Below are 18,578 nucleotides of genomic sequence, written 5' to 3'. Positions count from 1 at the left end.
CGCACCGAAGCCGGCGATGGCTGGCAGCGCTTCCGTCCCGCCACGGCGCCCACGCTCCTGCCCGCCACCCGGCAGCAGCGCCGCCGGGTCCAGGCCCGGGCGCAGCAGCAGGGCGCCGGCACCCTTGGGGCCGCCCATCTTGTGGGCCGAGAGCGCCAGTGAATCCGCCCCCAACTCCACCAGGGAGAGGGGCAGGCGGCCAGCGGCCTGCACGGCGTCGACATGCAGCAGCGCGCCATGGCGCTGGCACAGCAGCATGATGTCCAGCAGCGGGTGCAGCACGCCGGTTTCATTATTGGCGGCCATGGCGCAGACCAGCGCGGGGGGGCCGTCCGCCAACACGGCTTCCAGCGCCTCCAGGTCCATCTGGCCATCGGGCAGGACCGGGATCAGTTCCAGGCCAGAGGCGGCGCGCAGCACGGCGGGGTGCTCCGTCGCCCCTGCCAGCACCCGCCGGCCGGCACCAAGACCATGGATCGCCAGCGCATTCGCCTCCGTTGCGCCGGAGGTGAAAACAACATCGCGCGGGCGGCAGCCAAAGCGCGCGGCCACCTGCCCCCGGGCCTGCTCCAGCACGCGCCGCGCCGCACGGCCATCACCGTGGATAGAGGAAGGGTTCCCCGGCAGGTCCAGGGCCGCGATCATCGCGGCCCGCGCCTCGGGGCGCAGCGGCTCCGAGGCATTCGCATCAAGGTAAAGGGTGGTCATGGCTGCTTCTCGCGCGCCCGGGCCGGGGGCATGGCGCGACCGAGCACCTGCCCGGTCACGACATCGGCCAGGGAAAGATGGTTCAGGAAGAGGCGGATCTGCTCACCCAGCTCATGCCAGAGATCGTGCGTGCGGCAGGGCGTTCCCGCCAGGCAGCCGGGCGCATCGCCATCGCAGCGGGTGGCGGAGATAGGTTCGTCCACGGCCTCAATGATGGTGCCAATGGGGATCTCGCAGGCCGGGCGCCCCAGGCGGTATCCACCCCCCGCCCCGCGCGCCGAGGCCACGAGGCCGGCGCGGCGGAGTCGCGCGAAAATCTGCTCCAGATAGGCGACGGAAAGGTGCTGCGCGGTCGCGATCTCCGTCAGGCTGACCGGACGGCATTTGCCTAGCTGCTCCGCGCTGCATGCATGGCTATCATCCAGTCCCGCATCTTCGGCGGTCCGCGCAGCAAGCTCTACCAGGGCCATGACTGCGTATCGTCCGCGTGTGGACAGCCGCATGGCTAAAATCTTCCTTGTGCCATCCGCCAACGATCCCATGAGACGAAACAATGGTTTCGAGCCCATTCACGCGGGCAGTGCGGTAATTCTGTTATGAAATCGGCCGCGCTTTGCCTATATTGGTTCTGTGTCCGGGCGGAGGAAGCCTGCCGCGGGCACCAAGACCGTCTCAAGAGTCTGACATCAGCGACCTCGGTCGTGTTGTTGGACGCTATTAATCCTGTGCCATGCCGTCAACCGCCCGGCCCAGCGCCGCCGTGTCGTTGAAGGGGCAGGATTGCGCTGAGTACTGGTCTGGTTGGCTAGGCCTCGCATGACGCGAGGTCGGGGCTCATGGCTTCCCAACCGGGCGCTGCCGCGCCCACCGTACTGGACGTAAGGGGACGATGCCTGAAGTCATGTTTGCCGGGCCAGATGGCCGGCTAGAGGGTCGTTACCACCACTCTAAGCAACCCAATGCGCCTGTCGCCTTGGTGCTTCATCCTCACCCGCTGCATGGCGGGACCATGAACAACCGGGTGGTCCACGCGCTCTACGGGCGCTTCCAGGACATGGGCTTTTCCGTCCTGCGCTTCAACTTCCGTGGGGTGGGCCGCAGCCAGGGCCGCTACGACGGCGGCATTGGCGAGATTTCGGATGCCGCCGCGGCGCTCGACTTCATCCAAGCGGTTAATCCGAATGCCTCCATGCTTTGGGTCGCCGGCTATTCCTTCGGCGCCTATGTTGGCATGCAGTTGCTGATGCGGCGGCCAGAAATGGGTGGCTTCGTCTCCATCTCCGCCCCGGCCAGCCACTATGACTTCGGCTTCCTGGCGCCTTGCCCCTGCTCCGGCCTAATCCTGCATGGGCAGGACGACGAGCTGGTGCCGGAGCCTTCCGTGCGCAAGCTGGTGGACAAGCTGAACACGCAGCGCGGCATCGCCATCGACTACCGCGTCATGGAAAGCGCCGGCCATGTCTTCACGCCGCAGCAGACCGAGAAGGTGGCCGATGCGACGGAAGAGCATGTTAAGACTATGCTGAACCGCACCCGGATGGCTATGGCGGCCGACTGACAGGCCGCCGCTTCTCCAGTTGAGGGGCCGGGCAGCATCGTGCCGCCCGGCTTTTTCTATGCCTCGATGGATACCAGCGGCTGGTTCACGCCAGTAAGCTGCCCGCCAGCCAGCGGTGCCGGCACCCCGGTGGTGCCAGGGAAGGTCAGCGGCAGGCCGTGCCAGACGCGCGCGGCGAGCACGCCGAAGGCCTGGGCTTCCAGCGCATCGCCATCCCAGCCGACCACCTCGGCTGGCCGCACCGGTTCCGGCAGCGCACCGGCCAAGGCGCGCATCAGTGCCGGATTACGCCGGCCACCGCCAGCGACCAGCCATTGCTTAGGCGGGACGGGAAAATGCCGCGCCGCCGCGGCGACAGCACAGGCGCAGAAGGTGACAAGGGTCGCGGCGCCATCGGTTGGCGGCAGATCGCAGGCGCCGGCTTCCCGCAGGGCGCGGTCGAAATCCAGGCGATCCAGCGACTTGGGGGGCGGCGCCGCCAGATAGGGATGCGCCAGCATCCGGCCCAGCACGGCACCATCCGGCAGGCCGGCCAACGCCAGTCGGCCGTCCCTGTCGTAATCCTCGCCCGTGGCGCGGCGGGCCCAGTCGTCCAGCGGGCCATTGGCGGGGCCGGTATCGAAGGCGATCAACTGGCCGTCCTCGCCGATCCAGGTGACATTGCCGACACCGCCCAGGTTCAGCACGGCCAGTGGGCGCGGCAGGTCCTGCACCAGCGCCGCGTGGAAAACCGGCACCAGGGGCGCCCCCTGCCCGCCCGCCGCGACGTCGGCGCTGCGGAAGTCATGCGCCACTGGCACGCGGAGGCGCCGCGCCAGGGCAGCGGCATCGCCGATCTGCCAGGTGCGGCCCTCGCCCGGCTTGCCGGCTACCGGTCGGTGCAGGATGGTCTGGCCATGGAAGCCGATCAGGTCAGCCTCCAGCGCCAGCTTCTCCACCGCCTCCGCGTGGCGCTCCGTCAGGCGCTGCTCGCAGTCCAGCAGGAAGGGATCATCGGCCGGCAGTTCCCCGGCCATGTCCAGCAGCCGCCGCAGGTCGCGTCTTAACGCCGGGTCATAGGGTAGCGTCAGGCTCGGGCCGAAGCGCCCAATCCTCTCCCCATCCGTCTCTACCCACGCGGCATCCACGCCATCCAGCGAGGTACCACTCATCAGCCCGATAGTTCGCAGCATGGCCACACTGTGCTAGGGCGGCGGCTCCGGTGGAAGTCCCCCGGGTATAAAGAATAGGTCAGGCCGTGATGAACGACTTCCTGCAAACCGTGCGCGAGCGCGGCTTCATCCACCAGGTGACGGACGAGGCGGCCTTGTACGCCCGCATGCAGCAAGGTCCTCTTCCCGGCTATATTGGCTTCGACGCCACGGCGGACAGCCTGCATGTCGGCAGCCTGATGCAGATCATGCTGCTGCGCTGGATGCAGAAATGCGGCCACAAGCCCGTCGTGCTGATGGGCGGCGGCACCACCCGCATTGGCGATCCCTCCTTCCGCGACGATGCCCGCCCGCTGCTGACGGACGAGAAGATCGAGGAAAACAAGGCCGGCATCCGCAAGGTTTTCACGCCCTTCCTGACGTTCGGCGACGGCCCCACAGACGCGGTGATGCTGGACAACGCCGCCTGGCTGGACGAGCTGAAATACATCCCCTTCCTGCGCGACTTCGGCCGCCACTTCAGCGTCAACCGCATGCTGACGCTGGACAGCGTGCGCATCCGGCTGGAGCGCGAGCAGTCGCTCAGCTTCCTGGAATTCAACTACATGCTGCTGCAGTCCTACGATTTCGTGGAGCTGCGGCGCCGCCATGGCGTAGGGCTGCAGATGGGCGGCTCCGACCAATGGGGCAACATCATCATGGGCGTGGAGCTGAACCGCCGCGTCGATAGCGCCGAGGTCTTCGGCATCACCACGCCGCTGCTGACCACGGCCTCCGGCGCCAAGATGGGCAAGACGGCCTCGGGCGCCGTCTGGCTGAACGCGGAGCGGCTTTCGCCCTACGACTACTGGCAGTTCTGGCGCAACACCGAGGACGCGGATGTCGGCCGCTTCCTGGCGCTCTTCACCGAATTGCCGATGGACGAGGTGAAGCGCCTCGCCGCCCTGGGCGGTGCCGAGATCAACGAGGCGAAGAAGGTGCTGGCCACCGAGGCCACCGCCCTGCTGCACGGCGCCGAGGCCGCCGCGCAATCGGCCGAGACCGCCCGCCGCGCCTTCGAGGAAGGCCAGGCGGCGGAGAGCCTGCCCTCGATCGAGGCGGCACTGCCGGCGGCGGTGATCGACCTGGCGGTGCAGGCTGGTTTCGCCGCCAGCAAGGGCGAGGCCCGGCGGCTGATCCGGCAGAACGGGCTGCGGCTGAACGACGAGCCGATCACCGATGAGGCGCTTTCCGTGACGCAGGCGGATCTGCGGGATGGTGCCGCGAAACTCTCGGCTGGCCGGAAGCGCCACGTGCTGGTGCGGCCGCTGGCCTGACCGGCCAACCAGCCAGCGGTACCCGCCTCAGGGTGTCGCTGACTGCCCGCCGCCGAAGAGGCCGCGGAGAAAGCCCGGCGTCAGCATGGACAAAGGGTTCACCGAGACATTCGGGTTCTCCACCGGCCCGGTGACCTTGAAGGCGGCGGCGAACAGCCCGCCGCCTTTTTCGGGGCTGAAGAGCCGCCCCACCAGCGGCAGGCGCCCCAACGCGGTGTTCAGCGCATAAGCCGGCACGATGGTGCCATCGAAGGCCAGGCTACGCGCCGCCCGATTCATCTCGCCCTTCACCGTCACGCCCAGCGACGGCGAGAAGGCATGCGCATCCCGCACCGTCAGGCGTTGGGGAGAGAGCGAGAAAGGCGCATTGAGGTGGGAGAAGGCCAGCCCCGGCCCCTGCACCGCATCGAACACGCCATACACCGTGAGGGCCTGGAGCAGCTTGCCCACCGCCGGTGCATCCAGCACCGAGAAATCCTGCAACTCCGCGGTGCCGGAGAGCACCGCGTCCGGCCGGTTATTGGCCCAATGGGCGTTTACTGACAGCTTGCCGCCGCGCACCTGCTGCAACACGTCGAAGGCCGCCAGCAGTGCCCCGCCGTCCTCCGAGGTCAGGCGAAGGTCACGCCCGGCGCCGCGCGGCGTCACCGCCACGTCGAAAGGCGCGTTGTTCTGCACCCGTCCGGAGACGCGGCCTTGCCGCAATGTGCCGGCCCCATCGGCGCGGATTTGCCCCTGCACGCCTGTCAGGAAGCGATTCTGGTCCAACAGCACGCGGTCGAAGCGTCCTTCCACCACAATATCGGCGGGGGGATCGGAGTCCTGGCCTGCCGGCGCCGCGGGCTCAGGCGGTTTCTCAGCGGTCAAGGCGGGCATCAGGTCCAGCACCGGGCCGCGCAGGCTGATCATCCAGGCCCCGCCCTGGCGCGCCGGTGGGCGTAGGACGCCGCCGAAGCGGCTGCGGCCCAGGGCCACGTCCTCAAGGTCCAGTTGCTGCAGCCGGTTATCCTGGGTGAAGCTGCCGCCGCCCCGGAGGCTGAGCTGCGGCGCCTCGACCCGCAGGTTCCGCAGGGAGCGCAGGTTCTCCCCTGCCGCGCGGAGCTCGGCCCGGGCGGTCGCCGGTTGTCCCGGCGCCTTCCGCCAGGCCAGGGGCGTCAGCGTCATGGTGGCATCCTGCAGGTCACCCCGCAGGTCCACGCGCGTCTCGCCGCTGCGCGGCTTCTCCATCACCGCTTCCACGGAGACAGGGCCTGCGGCGAGCCCATCCAGGTCCAGGCCGAACCGCTCCAGGGAGGCGATGTCCGTGCGCCCGCTGGCCTGCACGCGCTCGACCACCTGGCTCGGCGGGCCGGGGCGGAAATCCATCTCCACGCTCAACTTGGCCGGGATGCCGCCCACCTGCGCGTCGCCTGTGGCGCGCAGCCGGCCATTATCCACCGTCAGGTCGGCGGTGCCACGTTGCAGGTCCTGCCCCGCCACCACATCCGCCAGCCGCAGCGCCGTCAGATGCGCCTGGACACTGACACGAATGGCATCGGCCGGCAGATCCACCAGCAACGGCGTCGCGAGCCGCAGCGTGGCATCCAGCTGGCCGCCAGGCTGCTTCAGGTCCAGCGGCCGCTTTTCGAAGAGCTTCAGGCGCGGATGGCGGATCAGGTTCACGGCGTCCGGCACCGGCCCGCGCAGCCGGCCCGTGATCTCCATCTGCTCAGCGTCCGTGTCGAGGGCGAAGAGCCGCACGGTGACGCCGGAAGCGTTGAGGGCCGTGCCCGCCTGCCGGCCGCTATTGGCCTGGACCACAACTTCCTTGAGGCCCAGTTGCACCGTGCCGGTGACATTCTCAACCGGTGGCACGGGCCGCAGCCAATGCACCGTCGCCTGCTCCACCTGCAGGGTACCGGAAGCCTCCGTCAGCCGGAGGCCGGAAAGGTCCTCCGCCGATTCCGCGGCCAGCTTGAAGCTGCCGCCCGTGGCCACGCCGGCGGTGACATTCTCCACCAGCCAGCGCCGTGCATTTGTGGCAAGATCCTCAGGCCAGTAGGCGCCCAGGGCACTCACTTCCATCCGGTTCAGCGCCAGCGTCAGACCGCCACGCCAGCGCCCCTGGCGCAGCGCGGCCTGCCCGGTGGCATTGATCACCGGCGGCACGGCATCCGGTCGGCTCGCGGTGGGCGGCAGGGTCAGGGCCAGGCGCTCCAGCCGCAGATCCTCGGGTGAGCCACTGGCGCGGAGTTCCATGCCCTTGAAAGGCATTCTGAGACCCGGGCGCAAGGCAAGGCTGCCCTCGCCCACTCGTAGTCCCAGGCTGAGCTGCGGCGAGCCACGGTTGGCGCCATCCAGCAGGCCATGGACATCCATCGAGACCGAGGCATTGACCAGCCCAAGCGGGGCCAGCGCCGGCATCAACCCGGCCAGCCGCGCCGGTTCCAAGGCTGGCACTTCCAGCGTGCCTTCCACGCGCGGGCCCTTGCTGCTGGCCTTGGCCGTCAGGCGCACCGGCACCGTGCCGCCACCACCGGGCAGCACCAGTTGCGCGACGCCCTCGCCTTCCGCGCCGTCGCGGCCGACGCGGCGCAGCGCCAGGCCAACCCCCTGCAGCTTCCAGGTCAGATGGAGCTGCCGGTCCAGGATGGTCAGGCTGCCATTGGTGATGAGGATATTGCGCAGGGCGCTGAAGAGGCCGGAGCCATTCTCCGAGCCCAGCAGTTCCGCCAGCAGGTCGGTGCTGTCCGGGCTCGCATCGGCCCCGCCAGCCAGATGACCCATGGCAAGGGATACGCCGCCTTCCTCGTCACGCTCCAGGACGATGGCGGGGTCCCGCAGCGTCACCTCGGTCAGGGAAACATTGCCGAGCAGCAGCCGCGCCAGGGAAAAGGAAACGGCGATATCCGGCAGTTCCTGCCGCAGCGCCCCGGCTTCGTCCAGCACCCGCACACCGGAGACACGCACAGCCAAGGGCGATGCCTGTCCACCGCGGAACCCGCCCCAGGCCAGCACGATGTCGGAAACCTCGACATTCCGTTGCAGGCCCGCGCGGGCGATCATCTGTTCCACCACACGCGTCAGGATCGGAACATGCATCGGCCCTTCGGCCAGCCGCCAGGAGAGCGCGGCCAGGCCGAGCCCCGCCAGCAGCAGCAGGCCCATGGCGGCGCGGAGCAGCGCACTGCAAATGCGCCCGCCCGCACGAAAGGCTTGACCGGTCAGCCCCGGCATGGATTGGCTCCACCATCATGCCGGACGACGCATCCGAATTTTCCCGCCTGCCGCCGCCTTTCGACCGCGAGGCCGCCGCGCGCTGCATCGAAAGCTTCGCCGCGCGAGGGCCGGCGGAACGGCACTTCGCGGAAACAGCCCGGGGGGTGGCGCTGCTGGGTGCCCTGGCCGGTCACAGCCCGTACCTCGCCGGGCTGGCGGAGCGCGAAAGCGCCACGTTGCTGCGCTTCGCCGAACGCGGCGCCGACGCGGCGCTGGAACTGGCGCTGGACCCGCTGAGCCGCGCCGACCCCGATGCCGCGCGGCCAGCCGTGGCTGCCCTCTTGCGGCAGGCCAAGCGGCAGGCCGCCCTGATCATCGCACTGGCTGATCTGAGCGGCCAATGGCCGCTGGACCGCGTCACCGGCGCGCTCTCCACTCTGGCAGAAGCCACGATCGACTATGCCTGCGCCCATTTGCTGCGCGAAGCCGCCAACCGGGGCGAGTTGCGCCTGCCCCGCGCCGCGACACGAGACCCCCGCCTTGTCAGCAAGGGCTCGGGCTTGATCGTGCTTGGCATGGGCAAACTGGGGGCACGCGAACTCAACTATTCCTCCGACATCGACCTAATGGTCCTCTACGACCCGGAGGCCGCAGCCTACCACACTGAACGCGCGGGCGCTGTCTACGTTCGCATCGCGCGGGACCTGGTGCGGTTGATGGAGGAACGGACGGCGGATGGCTATGTCTTCCGCACCGATTTGCGCCTGCGGCCGGACCCGGCCGCGACGCCGCTGGCCGTCTCGATCCACACAGCCATCCTCTACTACGAATCCATGGGGCAGAACTGGGAACGGGCGGCCATGATCAAGGCGCGGCCCGTGGGCGGGGACCGGGCCGCCGGGGATAGCTTCCTGGCCGAGATCCGTCCCTTTGTCTGGCGCCGCCACCTGGATTTCGCGATGATGGCAGATATCCACGCCATCAAGCGGCAGATCCATGCCGCGCATGGCGGACGCGGCGCGCATAGCGAAGTGCGCGTGGCCGGGCACAACGTGAAGCTCGGCCGCGGTGGCATCCGTGAGGTCGAGTTCACTGTCCAGGCCCTGCAACTCATCTGGGCCGGCCGCGACCCGGCGCTGCGCGACCCGACAACCCTGGGTGCCCTGGCGGCCCTCGCCGCCGCCGGGCGGATCGAGCGCCGCGCGGCGGCGGATCTGGCCGATGCCTATGTCTTCCTGCGCGACGTCGAACACCGCCTGCAGATGGTCGATGACCGGCAGACCCAGCAGTTGCCGGAGGATGAGGAAGCGCTGGCCCGCATCGCCAGCTTCATGGGCTTCGCCGATACCGCCGGCTTCTCCGCCGCCCTGACACGCCATCTTTCCCGCGTCGAGAGGCATTACTCGGATCTGTTCGAACGCAGGGCCCAGATGCCGGACATGCCGCCGCAAGAGGCATCCGATCACCGCCTGCATTTCGACGAGGAGCACGATGACCCCGAGACCCTGAGCGCCCTTGGCGCCATGGGCTTCGCCAATCCCGCCAAGGTATCCGCCCGCTTCAGAAGCTGGCTGCACGGCCAGACCCGCGCCACCCGCAGCGAGCGGGCGCGGGCACTGCTGCGCGGACTGACGCCACCGATCCTCGCCGCCTTCGCCACCCAGCGGGAGCCCGATGTGGCGCTGGCCCGCTTCGACACCGTGCTCAGCCGGCTACAAGCTGGCGTGCAGATGCTGTCCCTGTTTCAGCGCAACCCGGCGCTTCTGTCGCGCGTGGCGGGCATCCTGGGAGCGGCACCGGCTCTGGCGGACCACCTGGCGCTTAACCCCGCCTCGCTGGAAGGGCTGCTGGCGGGCCAGATGCTGGATGGCGCCAGCACCAGCCTCCCCGCGCTGGTCAAGGACGCCCGCCATGTCGAGGAAGCGCTGGAGGACGCGCGCCGGCTGGTGACCGAGGGAAAGTTCGAGATCGATGCCGCGGCGCTGGAAGGACGGATCGACGCCGACGATGCTGGCATCGCGCGCAGCGACCTGGCAGACGCCGCCATTGGTGCCCTGCTGCCGCATGTGGCCGGGGACTTCGCCCGCCGCTTCGGCAAGCTGCGTGGCGGCGCGCTGACGGTGATGGCGCTCGGGAAGCTGGGTGGGCGGGAGATGCTGCCGGGCTCCGACCTCGACCTCGTCCTGGTCTATGACCACCCGGAGGACGTCCCGGAAAGCACCGGCGGGCCGCGCTCCCTGCCCGCCAGCACCTATTTCGCCCGGCTGGCGCAGCAGATGGTGGCGGCCATCACCGCGCCGGGGGCGGAAGGTAAGCTCTACGAGGTGGATATGCGGCTGCGGCCCAGCGGCAGCAAAGGGCCGGTGGCGACTTCCCTTTCCGCCTTCGAGCGCTACCACGCCGAGAGTGCCTGGACCTGGGAGCGGATGGCGCTAACGCGGGCGCGCTGCGTCGCGGGCCCCCCCGGGCTGCGCCGGCGCATCGGCGCGGCGGTGAAGGCCACGTTGATCGAGCATGCCGGGCCGGATGCCGTGGCGGATGCTGTGGCCATGCGTGCCCGCATGCTGCGCGAGCTGCCGCCGGAGGGGCCGCTGGACATCAAGGCCATGCCAGGCGGGCTGGTGGAGGTGGAGTTCATCGCCCAGGCGCTGCAACTGGCGCATGCCCGCCGGAAGCCCACCATCCTGGCGCCCACCACGCGGGTGGCCCTGCAGAACCTCGGGCGGGCCAAGATCCTGCCGCCCGAGGATGCCGAAACCCTGATCGCCGCCGACCGGCTCTGGCGCACGACCCTGGGCCTGCTGCGGCTGACGGTGGGCCGCTGGAAGGGCGACACCCTCCCCGCCGCCACCGCCGTCGCGCTGCAACGCGCCACCGCCCCCTTGCTGGATCGCCCGGCGGTTGACCTCGCGGATTTCCAGGCACAGATGCAGGCGCGAGCGCAGCAGGTGCGCGCCTTGTTCGAGCGGCATCTCGGCCGCCTCGATTCCGGAGGAACAGTATGAGCATCGAGGAAGGTCTGCCGGCGCCGGCATTCGAGTTGCCGGCGAGCGGCGGCCGCACCGTGTCGCTGGCCGCCATGAAGGGTCGGCCCTTCGTGCTGTATTTCTACCCGAAGGCGGATACCTCCGGCTGCACCAAGGAAGCTTGCGACTTCCAGGAAGCGCTGCCCGCGCTGGGAGGGCTGGGGCTGGATGTCATCGGCATTTCCCCCGACCCGATGAAGCCGATCGAGAAGTTCGCCGAGAAGTACAACCTCACCTTCCCGCTCGCTTCCGATTCGGAGAAGACAACCGCCGAGGCCTATGGCACCTGGGTCGAGAAGTCGATGTACGGCCGCAAGTACATGGGCATGGAGCGTGCCACCTTCCTGATCGACGCGGAAGGCAAGGTGGCGCGGGTCTGGCGCAAGGTGAAGGTGCCGGGCCATGCCGGCGAGGTGCTGAAGGCCGCGAAGGCGCTGGGCTAGAGAAAGCGCAGCGCCGCGAAGCCACCCACGATCGCCACCGCCACGACGGTGGTGATCAGGGTCAGGCGCTCCTCGATGAAGCCGCGCACCGGCTCCCCGAAGCGGCGGAGCATGGCCGCCACCAGGAAGAAGCGCGCACCGCGCGTGATGATGCTGGTGAGCAGGAAGATCCAGGGGTCAAAGGCCGCCGCACCGGCGCCGATGGTGACGATCTTGAAGGGGATCGGCGTCAGGCCCTTGATCAGGATGACCGCCGCGCCCCAGCGGGCGAACCAGCCACGGAAGCTCTCCAGCGCCTCGGCGTGGCCATAGGCGGCCAGAATCGGCTGGGCGATGGCCTCGAACAAGAAGTAGCCGATCAGGTAGCCTAGGAGACCACCAAGAACGGAGGCGATGGTGCAGAGCGCCGCATAGCGCCAGGCGCGCTCCGGCCGTGCCAGGCACATTGGCACCAGCATGGCGTCCGGCGGAATTGGAAAGAAGCTGCTTTCGGCGAAGGAAACGGCCGAAAGCCAGGCTCCCGCATGGCGGTGCCCGGCCAGCCGGAGCACGAAGTCGTAAAGGGCGCGCAACATCCAGCCGGCATCTCACGCACGGGGTAGCCCTGCAAGAGCCACCCCGGGGCGATTCGGTATAGGTGGCGGATTATTCAGGATCGCCGGTATCCGCCACGAGCCCGGCGGCCTCGATCCCGGCCACGGCACAGACCTCATCCTTGTCCGAGGCATCGCCGGAGACGCCGACGGCACCCAGGATGGTGCCATTGGCATCGCGCACCAGCACGCCCCCCGGCACCGGCACGGCACGCCCGCCGCAGAGGTCGGAGAAGGCATTCATGAAGCCCGGCATCTTGGCCGAGCGCCGCGCCAGCTCCCGTCCGCCGAAGCCCAGGGCCATGGCGCCGAAGGCCTTGCCCATCGCGATTTCGGGCCGCAGCAGGCTGGCGCCGTCCTCCCGCAGCAGGGCCTTGGGCTGGGCAGCCTGGTCCAGCACCACCACGGTCAGGGGCGCCAGCCCCAGCTCGCGCCCCTTAGCCAGGGTCACCTCCGCGATGCGGCTGGCGGCGGAAAGCGTCAGGCCATGGGCGAAGCCGATGGGCGGGTTGGGCATAAGCGTATTCTCCTTCAGGCAGCCTGCTGGTGGATGGCGCGCCAGATCACCTCTGGCGTCGCCGGCATGTCGAGATGCGTCACGCCATAGTCGCGCAGCGCATCCACCAGCGCGTTCATCACGGCTGGCAGGGAACCGGCGCAGCCGGCCTCGCCACAGCCCTTGACGCCTAGCGGATTGGTCTTGGCCGGCACGGCGTGGGAGATGAACTCGAAGCTCGGCACGTCCACCGCGCGGGGCACCGCGTAGTCGGAATAAGAGCCGGAGAGGAACTGGCCGTCCTCACTGTAGTTGGTGCGCTCCATCAAGGCCTGGCCGATGCCCTGCACGATGCCGCCATGCGCCTGGCCCTCGACCAGCAGCGGATTCACGATCACGCCGAAGTCGTTGACGCTGACATAGCGGTCGATGTGCACGACCCCGGTCTCGGGGTCGACTTCCAGCTCGACCACGTGGCAGCCATTGGGGAAGGCCGAGGGCGCCTGGTCGAAGACATGGTCGACGTCCAGCGTATCCGGCACCTCCGGCGGCAGGTCCTTCGCTTCCCGCAGGCGGGCTGCGATGGTCATGATGTCCAGGCCGCGGTCGGTGCCGGCGATGGAGAAGCGGCCGCCGCCCTCGGCATGCGGGTCGAACTCGATATCCGCCTCAGCCGCTTCCAGCATATGGGCGGCGGCGATGCGAGCCTTATCCACCACCTTGGCAGAAGCCTCGACGATCGCGGCACCTGAGGCCATCAGGGACTTGGAGCCGCCGGTGCCGCCGCCCGCGATCAGCTTGTCCGAGTCACCCTGGATCAGCTTGATGCGGTCGAAGGGAATGCCGAGCGTCTGGTGCAGCACCTGGGCGAAGGGCGTCCAATGCCCCTGCCCGTAATCCAGCGTGCCGGTGATGATGGTGACGCTGCCGTCCTCACCGAAGCGCAGCCCACCCATCTCCTTGGAAGGCGGCGCGGTGGCTTCCAGGAAGTTGCCGATGCCGCGTCCGCGCAGCTTGCCGCGCGCCTTGCTCTCGGCCTTGCGGGCCTCGAAGCCATCCCAGTCGGCGGCGGCCAGTGCCTTATCCAGCACGGCGTTGAACTCGCCGCCGTCATACTTGCTGCCAGAAGCGGCGGCATAGGGGAACTGGTCCGGCTTGATGTGGTTCCGCCGGCGCATCTCGATGGCGCTGATGCCCATCTCCAGGGCGGCGGCCTCGATCAGCCGCTCCATGAAGTAGTTGCCCTCAGGCCGGCCGGCACCACGATAGGCCGTCACCGGCGGCGTATTGGTGACGAGGCTCTTGGTGGAGATCTCGATCAGCGGTGTCGTGTAGTTGCTCTGCACGTTGCGGCCGAAGCCGGCCGTGCCCATCAGCGGGCCGACGCTGCTGAGATAGGCGCCCATATTGGCGAAAGAGCTCAGCCTCACCGCCAGGAACTTGCCCTCGGCATCCAGGGCCAGTTCCGCCGTCACTTCATGGTCGCGGCCGTGATAGTCCGAGAGGAAGGAGCCGGTGCGCTCATCCGTCCATTTCACCGGGCGGCCAAGCACCTTCGCCGCGTGTAGCAGGCAGATGTATTCCGGATAGGCGCCGGCCTTCATGCCGAAGGAGCCGCCGACATTGCCCGTCAGGACGCGCAGCTTGTCGTTCGGGACCTTCAGCAGTTCCTTCGCGATGGCATTGCGCATGCCAAAGACGCCCTGGCTGCCGACGTGCAGCGTGTAGCGCCCGCTGGCCGCATCGTATTCACCCACCGCGCTGCGCGGCTCCATGGCGCTGACGACGATGCGGTTGTTGCGCAGGTTCAGCCGGGTGACATGCGCGGCGCCCGCGAAGGCTTCCGCCACCTTGGCGGCATCGCCGGAATGGAAGTCCTGCACCAGGTTGCCGGGGATGTCGTCATAGAGCTGCGGCGCATCCGGGGCGGAGGCGGCCGAGGCCTCGGTCACGGCGGGCAGCGGATCGATATCGGGGAAGACAGCCTCGGCGCCGTCCTTGGCCGCTTCCTTGGTCTCCGCCACCACGAAGGCGATCGGGTCGCCGACGAAGCGCACCTTGTCGGAAGCCAGCACCGGACGCTGGATGTCGTGCAGGCCCGGCGAGGGCATCATGCAGTGCAGGGTGCCGTATTCGCCCATGTCGGCGGCGGTGAAGACGCCCACGACGCCGGGCACCTCCTTCGCCGCGGCCGTGTCGATGCCCCGCAGGATGCCATGGGCGTAGGGGCTGCGAACGATCACGCACCAGAGCTGGCCGGGGAACTGCAGGTCATCGGTGTAGCGGCCCCGGCCCTGCAGCAGGACAGGGTCCTCGCTGCGCGGGACCGGCTGGCCGATGCCAAACTTGAGGCGGCTCGGGTCGGGAAGCAGAGAATCCGGCATGAAGGGGCCTCTCCGTTGGCAGGCGGGAAACAGGGGTCGCGTGAATCTAGGCGCAACGGGACGGGGTGGCGACCCCCCTCCTGCTGCAACCTGGCGAGGACCGGCCCCTTCGACGGCCACGATCACGGCACCTGATACGCCCCTGGAAAGGTGCCGCCCCTTCCGGCGCCTTTGCGCCAAATCAAAGACGCGCAGGCACCGGGGCGGCAGAAGGGACGCGGCGCCGGCAAGGCGCCAAACCCGCGCAGAGCTGAACAAGACCCCTCCGGCCCCGTGACATGACCGCGACTGCCCCAAGGCTGGAAGCCCGCTTCCCCAGAGAGATGTCCCGCATCCGCCGCGCCGGCCTGCTCCAGGCGGGCTCCGGCCTGCTCTGGATCGCCCAGGCAGCACTGCTGGCGCGGGTGGTTGGCGGCATCGCCTCCGGTGCCCCGGCTTCGGATGCGGTCTGGCCCGCCGCCGCCATCGGTGCCCTGGCGCTGCTCCGGGCAGCACTGGACGCCCTGGCCGCGCGTGGCGCCTTCCGGGCGGCGCGGGCGATCCTGACCGGGCTGCGACGGGCGGCGGCGGAAGCCCTGCCCGGCCTTTCGCCATTCGACCTCTCTCGCCCCACGTCCGGCAGCATCGCCAGCGGCATGGCCGAACAGGCCGAAGCCCTGCTGCCCTGGCTGACCCGCTGGCACCCGGCGCGGCTGCGCATGTCCATCGTGCCGCCGGTCATCCTTCTGGTGATCGGCTGGACGAGTTGGGTAGCGGCCCTGGCGCTGCTGCTGGCGGCGCCGCTGATTCCGATTTTCATGGCCTTGATCGGGATCAAGGCGCGCGATGCCGCCGACCGGCAGATGTCGGCCATGAGCGGCATGAACGGCTTCCTGCTGGACCGGCTGCGTGGCCTGACCACGCTGCGGGCCTTTGACGCGGTCGATGGCACGGCAGTGCGCCTGCGCGGCGTCGCGGCACAGTTGCGCCGCCGCACCATGGCCGTACTGCGCATCGCTTTCCTGTCCTCTGCCGTGCTGGAACTCTTCGCCGCCCTGGGCGTGGCGATGGTAGCTACCTTCATCGGCTTCCATCTGCTTGGCCAACTGCCCTTCGGCGCCTGGGGCGTGAGGCTGGATCTGGCGGCCGGCCTTTTCCTGCTGCTGCTGGCGCCGGAGTTCTTCCAGCCACTGCGCGACTTCGCAGCCGCTTATCATGACCGCGCCTCGGGCGAAGCCGCCCTGGCCGGGCTGGCCCCCCTGCTCTCCGCGCCCTCCGGCGCCGTGCTGCTGCCTGCCGAGGCCGCTGCCCCGGCCCTTCACACCGGTGCCGCGGCCCTGGCCTTCCGCGGCGTCAGCTTCCGGCATGCGGGCGCCACTACCCCGGTCGTGGAGAACTTCAGCCTGGAGATCGCGCCGGGCGAGAAGGTGGCGCTGCTCGGCCCCAGCGGCTCCGGCAAGTCCACGCTGCTGGCCCTGGCTGCTGGCCTGCTGCGGCCAGAGCAGGGCGATGTCTTCTTCGACAATGCCTTCCTGGACGAGCAGAGCATTGCCGCTGCCCGCAGGCGCACGGCCTGGCTTGGCGCCGCGCCGTATTTCTTCGCGGGCTCCCTGGAGGCCAACCTGCTGCTGGGGCGTGAACGCCCGGCTGCCGAAGCCATGGAAGCCGCGCTGCGGCTGGCGTCGGTCGAGGAGGTCGTTGCCCGCCGCCCCGGTGGGTTGCGCGACCTGATGGCGGAAGGCGGCCTCGGCCTTTCCGGTGGCGAGGCCCGGCGGGTCGCCCTGGCACGCGCCGCGCTGAACCCCGCCGCCGGCCTGGTGCTGGCGGATGAGCCCACGGCGCATCTGGACCAGAACAGCGCCGCCGCCGTGGCCGAAGGCCTGCTGCGGCTGGCACAGGGCCGCACCCTGCTGGTGGCCACCCATGACCCTGCCCTGGCGGCCCGCATGGACCGGGTGGTGACGCTGTGATGAAGCCCCTCTCCCCGATCATGGCGCTCTTCTGGCAGGAGCGGCGTTCCGCCCTGCTCGGCGGCGCGGCCATGATGGCAATGACGCTGCTGGCGGGTATCGCCCTGCTTGGCCTCTCTGGCTGGTTCATCACCGCCACCGCCTTGGCTGGCCTGACCAGCGCCGCCCTGGCCTTCGATGTCTTCATCCCCGGTGCGAGCATCCGTTTGCTGGCGCTGGTTCGCACCGGCGCCCGCTACAGCGAGCGGCTGGTGACGCATGACGCCACACTGCGCGTGCTGGCCGGCCTGCGGGAACGCCTGTTCCGCGGCCACGCCACCGCCGAAGGTGCCGAGGCGCTGCAACGCCGCCCTGCCCGCCTGCTGTTCCGCCTCACCTCCGAGGTCGATGCGCTGGACAGCCTGTATCTTCGTGTCCTGGCGCCGCTGGCCGCTGCTCTGCTGGTCTCGCTGGCGGTTCTGGTCGGGCTGTGGCTGGCCGCGCCCGCGTTGACCTGGCCGCTGCTGGTGCTGCTGCCGCTGGCCGGGGGCCTGCTGCCCTGGTGGATCGCCCGCGCCGCGCTGCGCCCCGGCCGCCGCCGCGCCGCCGCCATTGAGGCCCTGCGTTCGCGCGCCATCGATGCCGCCCAGGGACAGGTAGACCTGCTGATGGCCGGTCGCGCCGAGGCCCAGAGCGCATCCATCATGGCCGCCGATGCCCGCCTCGCCTCCGCCGAGGATACGCTGAACCGGCTGGAGACGCGCGGGGCGGCGCTGCTCTTCCTGGCCGGGCAGGCGGCGCTGGTGGGAACCCTTCTGGTCACCGCGATCCTCGCGGAGCAGGGCACCGTCTCGGCCCCGATTGCCGCCCTGGCCGTGCTGGCAGCCATGGCGGTGCTGGAAGCCTTCGCCCCGCTGCGGCGTGGAGCACTGGAACTCGGCCGCGCTCTGCTGGCTGCCCGGCGTTTGGCGCCTCGCCTGAAGGAAGAAGCGGCGCCCGCCGCGCCGCTCCCGGTGGCACCCGCCGGCCTGGCACTGCACCTGCGCGACCTGCGGCTGCGCTATCCCGGCGCCCGTCGTGCGGTGCTGGATGGCTGCAGCCTTGATGTCGGCGCCAATGAATGTGTCGCCCTCGTGGGCGAGAGCGGCGCGGGCAAGTCCACCCTGCTGTCCCTGCTCTCCGGCGAGATCGAAGCCGGTGGCGGCCATGTGTCCCTGGCCGCCGGGCAGCCCCGCACGGTCTGGATGAGCCAGCGCACCGAGCTCTTCCAGGACAGCCTGCGCGGCAACCTCCTGCTGGCCGCCCCGCGCGCCAGGGATGCCGAACTGATGGAGGCTTTGGACGCCGCGGGCCTCGGCCCCGTGCTGGCCTCGCTGCCTGACGGGCTGGACACGCGGCTCGGCGAGGGCGGCTTCGGCCTCTCCTCCGGCCAGGCGCGGCGCCTGATGCTGGCCCGGGCCCTGCTCCGCCCCGCGCCGCTCTGGCTGCTGGACGAGCCCACCGAGGGCCTGGACCGTGAAACCGCCCTCGCCTTGCTGGACCGGCTGCGGCCGCGCCTCGCCGGTCACGGCACCCTGATCGTCACGCATCTGCGGCGGGAAGCGGAGCTGGCCGACCGGCTGGTGCTGCTGCGCGATGGGCGCGTGGTGGCCGAGGCCCGCCGCGGCACCCCCGATCACCTCGCCCTGCTGGACCAGCTCCGGCCGGATTGAGGCTCTACCCCCGGCGCCGTCTTCCGGCGGCGCCACAACACCGAAAGGACGCCGTAGCACGGCGC

The 18,578-nt window shown here is 69.7% G+C and carries 13 protein-coding genes; 6 read left to right on the top strand and 7 right to left on the bottom strand.

Annotation, left to right across the window (positions count from 1 at the left end; genetic code table 11):
- On the bottom strand, positions 1–708 hold a 708-nt coding region (locus tag IBL25_RS06280; RefSeq protein WP_187777697.1), incomplete at its 3' end, for a cysteine desulfurase family protein.
- Positions 705–1,211 carry an Rrf2 family transcriptional regulator gene (locus IBL25_RS06275; RefSeq protein ID WP_187777696.1) on the bottom strand — a complete coding sequence of 169 codons (507 nt, stop codon included), beginning with the start codon at positions 1,209–1,211 and terminating at the stop codon, positions 705–707. The genes IBL25_RS06280 and IBL25_RS06275, both read right to left, overlap by 4 nt.
- Positions 1,212–1,597: 386 nt before the next feature.
- On the opposite strand from IBL25_RS06275, the gene IBL25_RS06270 reads away from it, so the two are divergent.
- Positions 1,598–2,266 (top strand): alpha/beta hydrolase, encoded by a 669-nt coding sequence (locus IBL25_RS06270; RefSeq protein ID WP_187777695.1) that lies wholly within the window; start codon positions 1,598–1,600, stop codon positions 2,264–2,266.
- Between the two features lie 56 nt (positions 2,267–2,322).
- On the opposite strand, the gene IBL25_RS06265 is transcribed toward IBL25_RS06270, so the two are convergent.
- Positions 2,323–3,435, bottom strand: coding sequence for an anhydro-N-acetylmuramic acid kinase (locus IBL25_RS06265; protein WP_187777704.1), 1,113 nt, complete (start codon positions 3,433–3,435; stop codon positions 2,323–2,325).
- Positions 3,436–3,506: 71 nt separating this feature from the next.
- Here IBL25_RS06265 and tyrS point away from each other — a divergent pair, with 71 nt between their 5' ends.
- The gene (gene tyrS, locus IBL25_RS06260) at positions 3,507–4,733 is read left to right on the top strand and encodes a tyrosine--tRNA ligase (protein WP_187777703.1); all 1,227 of its coding nucleotides are present in this window, start codon (positions 3,507–3,509) and stop codon (positions 4,731–4,733) included.
- A gap of 27 nt (positions 4,734–4,760) precedes the next feature.
- Here the strand turns inward: tyrS and IBL25_RS06255 are convergent, their stop codons facing one another.
- Positions 4,761–7,949, bottom strand: a complete 3,189-nt coding sequence (locus IBL25_RS06255) for a YhdP family protein (protein ID WP_187777694.1) — start codon at positions 7,947–7,949, stop codon at positions 4,761–4,763.
- 17 nt (positions 7,950–7,966) lie between these two features.
- Here IBL25_RS06255 and IBL25_RS06250 point away from each other — a divergent pair, with 17 nt between their 5' ends.
- Positions 7,967–10,936, top strand: a complete 2,970-nt coding sequence (locus IBL25_RS06250) for a bifunctional [glutamine synthetase] adenylyltransferase/[glutamine synthetase]-adenylyl-L-tyrosine phosphorylase (protein ID WP_187777693.1) — start codon at positions 7,967–7,969, stop codon at positions 10,934–10,936.
- Entirely contained in the window at positions 10,933–11,400 is a 468-nt protein-coding gene (locus IBL25_RS06245; protein WP_187777692.1) for a peroxiredoxin, read from the top strand. Before IBL25_RS06250 ends, IBL25_RS06245 begins: the two co-directional genes overlap by 4 nt.
- Here the strand turns inward: IBL25_RS06245 and IBL25_RS06240 are convergent.
- The 3 genes from IBL25_RS06240 to IBL25_RS06230 form a co-directional block, all read right to left on the bottom strand.
- The gene (locus tag IBL25_RS06240) at positions 11,397–11,975 is read right to left on the bottom strand and encodes a YqaA family protein (RefSeq protein ID WP_187777691.1); all 579 of its coding nucleotides are present in this window, start codon (positions 11,973–11,975) and stop codon (positions 11,397–11,399) included. The two genes, IBL25_RS06245 and IBL25_RS06240, sit on opposite strands and share 4 nt — an antisense overlap.
- A 70-nt stretch (positions 11,976–12,045) precedes the next feature.
- Positions 12,046–12,510, bottom strand: a complete 465-nt coding sequence (locus tag IBL25_RS06235) for a GlcG/HbpS family heme-binding protein (protein WP_187777690.1) — start codon at positions 12,508–12,510, stop codon at positions 12,046–12,048.
- 14 nt (positions 12,511–12,524) lie between these two features.
- Positions 12,525–14,873: a xanthine dehydrogenase family protein molybdopterin-binding subunit gene (locus IBL25_RS06230; RefSeq protein ID WP_187777689.1), complete on the bottom strand. Its 2,349-nt coding sequence runs from the start codon at positions 14,871–14,873 to the stop codon at positions 12,525–12,527.
- A gap of 278 nt (positions 14,874–15,151) precedes the next feature.
- Here IBL25_RS06230 and cydD point away from each other — a divergent pair, with 278 nt between their 5' ends.
- Positions 15,152–16,822, top strand: a complete 1,671-nt coding sequence (gene cydD, locus IBL25_RS06225; RefSeq protein WP_187777688.1) for a thiol reductant ABC exporter subunit CydD — start codon at positions 15,152–15,154, stop codon at positions 16,820–16,822.
- On the top strand, positions 16,822–18,513 hold the full coding sequence (gene cydC, locus IBL25_RS06220) for a thiol reductant ABC exporter subunit CydC (protein WP_187777687.1): 1,692 nt from the start codon (positions 16,822–16,824) through the stop codon (positions 18,511–18,513). Before cydD ends, cydC begins: the two co-directional genes overlap by 1 nt.
- The last annotated feature ends 65 nt before the right edge of the window (positions 18,514–18,578 follow it).

This window comes from Pseudoroseomonas ludipueritiae, from assembly GCF_014490445.1.
Taxonomy (GTDB): domain Bacteria; phylum Pseudomonadota; class Alphaproteobacteria; order Acetobacterales; family Acetobacteraceae; genus Pseudoroseomonas; species Pseudoroseomonas ludipueritiae.
Note: the sequence above shows the minus strand (reverse complement) of the source record. Positions and strands in the feature narration are given on the sequence as shown.

What these genes read in the sequence shown, in the direction of transcription:
- IBL25_RS06275 (WP_187777696.1), bottom strand. Translation starts at nt 1,211, where the DNA reads ATGCGGCTGTCCACACGCGGACGATACGCAGTCATGGCCCTGGTAGAG.
- IBL25_RS06270 (WP_187777695.1), top strand. Translation starts at nt 1,598, where the DNA reads ATGCCTGAAGTCATGTTTGCCGGGCCAGATGGCCGGCTAGAGGGTCGT.
- tyrS (WP_187777703.1), top strand. Translation starts at nt 3,507, where the DNA reads ATGAACGACTTCCTGCAAACCGTGCGCGAGCGCGGCTTCATCCACCAG.
- IBL25_RS06255 (WP_187777694.1), bottom strand. Translation starts at nt 7,949, where the DNA reads ATGCCGGGGCTGACCGGTCAAGCCTTTCGTGCGGGCGGGCGCATTTGC.
- IBL25_RS06250 (WP_187777693.1), top strand. Translation starts at nt 7,967, where the DNA reads ATGCCGGACGACGCATCCGAATTTTCCCGCCTGCCGCCGCCTTTCGAC.
- IBL25_RS06245 (WP_187777692.1), top strand. Translation starts at nt 10,933, where the DNA reads ATGAGCATCGAGGAAGGTCTGCCGGCGCCGGCATTCGAGTTGCCGGCG.
- IBL25_RS06240 (WP_187777691.1), bottom strand. Translation starts at nt 11,975, where the DNA reads ATGTTGCGCGCCCTTTACGACTTCGTGCTCCGGCTGGCCGGGCACCGC.
- IBL25_RS06235 (WP_187777690.1), bottom strand. Translation starts at nt 12,510, where the DNA reads ATGCCCAACCCGCCCATCGGCTTCGCCCATGGCCTGACGCTTTCCGCC.
- IBL25_RS06230 (WP_187777689.1), bottom strand. Translation starts at nt 14,873, where the DNA reads ATGCCGGATTCTCTGCTTCCCGACCCGAGCCGCCTCAAGTTTGGCATC.
- cydD (WP_187777688.1), top strand. Translation starts at nt 15,152, where the DNA reads ATGACCGCGACTGCCCCAAGGCTGGAAGCCCGCTTCCCCAGAGAGATG.
- cydC (WP_187777687.1), top strand. Translation starts at nt 16,822, where the DNA reads ATGAAGCCCCTCTCCCCGATCATGGCGCTCTTCTGGCAGGAGCGGCGT.